The 2,064-nt window shown below is 39.8% G+C and carries 3 protein-coding genes; all 3 read right to left on the reverse strand.

Going from position 1 to position 2,064, the window contains the following annotated elements; translation table 11 throughout:
• Positions 1 to 25: 25 nt before the first annotated feature.
• The gene (locus H0Z29_12065) at positions 26 to 403 is read right to left on the reverse strand and encodes a hypothetical protein (GenBank protein ID MBO8132219.1); all 378 of its coding nucleotides are present in this window, start codon (positions 401 to 403) and stop codon (positions 26 to 28) included.
• Between the two features lie 615 nt (positions 404 to 1,018).
• On the reverse strand, positions 1,019 to 1,351 hold the full coding sequence (locus H0Z29_12070; GenBank protein MBO8132220.1) for a DUF1640 domain-containing protein: 333 nt from the start codon (positions 1,349 to 1,351) through the stop codon (positions 1,019 to 1,021).
• 417 nt (positions 1,352 to 1,768) lie between these two features.
• A partial coding sequence (locus H0Z29_12075; GenBank protein ID MBO8132221.1) for a DUF1640 domain-containing protein occupies positions 1,769 to 2,064 on the reverse strand: 296 nt, incomplete at its 5' end.

Consider the following 2,064-nt stretch of genomic DNA (forward strand, 5'->3'; position numbering starts at 1 on the left):
GAACTTTCTTAACTTAAATCCTAATTTAACTTTTAAAGAAAGCAAAGAGTATTCCGAGGATGGCACCAATCTGCCCAACCCAGAAGATGAACATCCATTTGATGGTGTCTGAGTGTTTTTTCTCTATTCTTTCGATAAGCTCAGTTTTTATCCTTTCGTCGTTGATTCTCAGGCTTTCGATTTCGGATTTCAGTTCAGTTCTTACTCCTTCAATCCTTTCGGTAAGTTCAACTCTTACCTTGGCCAGTTCTTCGGAGAGTCTTTTTTCGAATTTTTCTTCGACGAATTGGATTACGTTGTTTTTAGTTTCTTTCTGTGCTTCGTTTATAAGTTCGACTAAAGCTTCTATGCCGTCATCCCCGAGTTTTTCTCTTAAAGGCTTTTTAACTGTTACAACAGGCATTTCGACCTCAATAGTTAATGCAACTTAAATATACTAATTCTCAGATATGGTTGCAAGTGTATGTGGATTATCTTCCGTCATTGCGAGCGAGCGTAAGCGAGCGTGGCAATCTTGTCTGATTGAGATGGCTAAATAGCTGAATAGCTAGATAGCTAGATGGCGAAATAGCTGGATGGCTAAGAGGTGAGTGATCTAACTGGCTAGCAAGCCAGCAAGCCAGCCAGCTAACAAGCTAACAGGCTATCAGGCTAATAAGCTAACTAGCTATCAAGATAACAAGCTAACCAGCTAGAGAACAAACTTGGTATAACTTCTTCGATAGCCCCCTGTCAGTGCGAGTGAGCGTAAGCGAGCGTGGCAATCTGTTATGTTTGAGCTGATAATGATATGTTTTAATTATAAATCTACTTGCAAAGTAGATTGCTTCGTCGTCCCAATGGGACTCCTCGCAACGACAGGTGGATGTCATTGCGAACGGGACATGATAGAGTTCAAAGTTCTATATTCCGCATTTGTGGGAAGGCAACATTGAACTCTTAAACGTTGAACGTCGAACGTTGAACTCCTAAACCTCGAACGTTGACTTTCCTAACCTTGAACTTTTTAACTCTTGAGTTAACCCTTAAAGAAGGCGAAAAGTATCCCGAGGATAGCACCGATCTGCCCAACCCAAAAGATAAACATCCATTTGATCAGTTCTGATTTTACTTTCTCATCGTTGGTTTTCAGGGCTTCGATTCTCTCGATGAGTTCAGTTTTAACTTCGGCAATTTCTACTCTTACCTTAGCCAGTTCTTCGGAGAGTCTTTTTTCGAATTTTTCTTCGACGAATTGGATTACGTTATTTTTAGTTTCTTTCTGTGCTTCGTTTATAAGTTCGACTAAAGCTTCTATGCCGTCATCCCCGAGTTTTTCTCTTAAAGGCTTTTTAACTGTTACAACAGGCATTTCGACCTCAATAGTTAATGCAACTTAAATATACTAATTCTCAGATATGGTTGCAAGTGTATGTGGATTATCTTCTGTCAGTGCGAGTGAGCGTAAGCGAGCGTGGCAATCTGTTATGTTTGAGCTGATAATGATATGTTTTAATTATAAATCTACTTGCAGAGGAGATTGCTTCGTCGTCCCAATGGGACTCCTCGCAACGACAGGTGGATGTGTCCGTGGGCGAAAGAAAAAATAAATAATCATAGTGTTCTTAGTGTCTTTGGTGAGACGCAGTCAGCCTTGCCAGCTTGCTCGCTAATAAAAATTCGAGGTTCTAATTTCTATATTCTGTGTTTGGATAGTTGTAACGTTGAACTTTCTTAACCTTGAACTCACTAACGTTGAACGTTGAACTTTCTTAACTTAAATCCTAATTTAACCTTTAAAGAAGGCAAAGAGTATCCCTATGATGGCACCAATCTGCCCAACCCAAAAGATAAACATCCATTTGATCAGTTCTGATTTTACTTTCTCATCGTTGGTTTTCAGGGCTTCGATTCTCTCGATGAGTTCAGTCTTTATTTTTTCGTCGTTGATTCTCAGGCTTTCGATTTCGGATTTCAGTTCAGTTCTTACTCCTTCAATCCTTTCGGTAAGTTCAACTCTTACCTTGGCCAGTTCTTCGGAGAGTCTTTTTTCGAATTTTTCTTCGACGAATTGGATTACGTTGT

The organism is Candidatus Neomarinimicrobiota bacterium (genome assembly GCA_017656425.1).
Lineage (GTDB): Bacteria > Fidelibacterota > UBA2242 > UBA2242 > B5-G15 > JACDNV01.

Coding starts and splice junctions, on each gene's coding strand:
- H0Z29_12065 (MBO8132219.1), bottom strand. CDS start 403: ATGCCTGTTGTAACAGTTAAAAAGCCTTTAAGAGAAAAACTCGGGGAT.
- H0Z29_12070 (MBO8132220.1), bottom strand. CDS start 1,351: ATGCCTGTTGTAACAGTTAAAAAGCCTTTAAGAGAAAAACTCGGGGAT.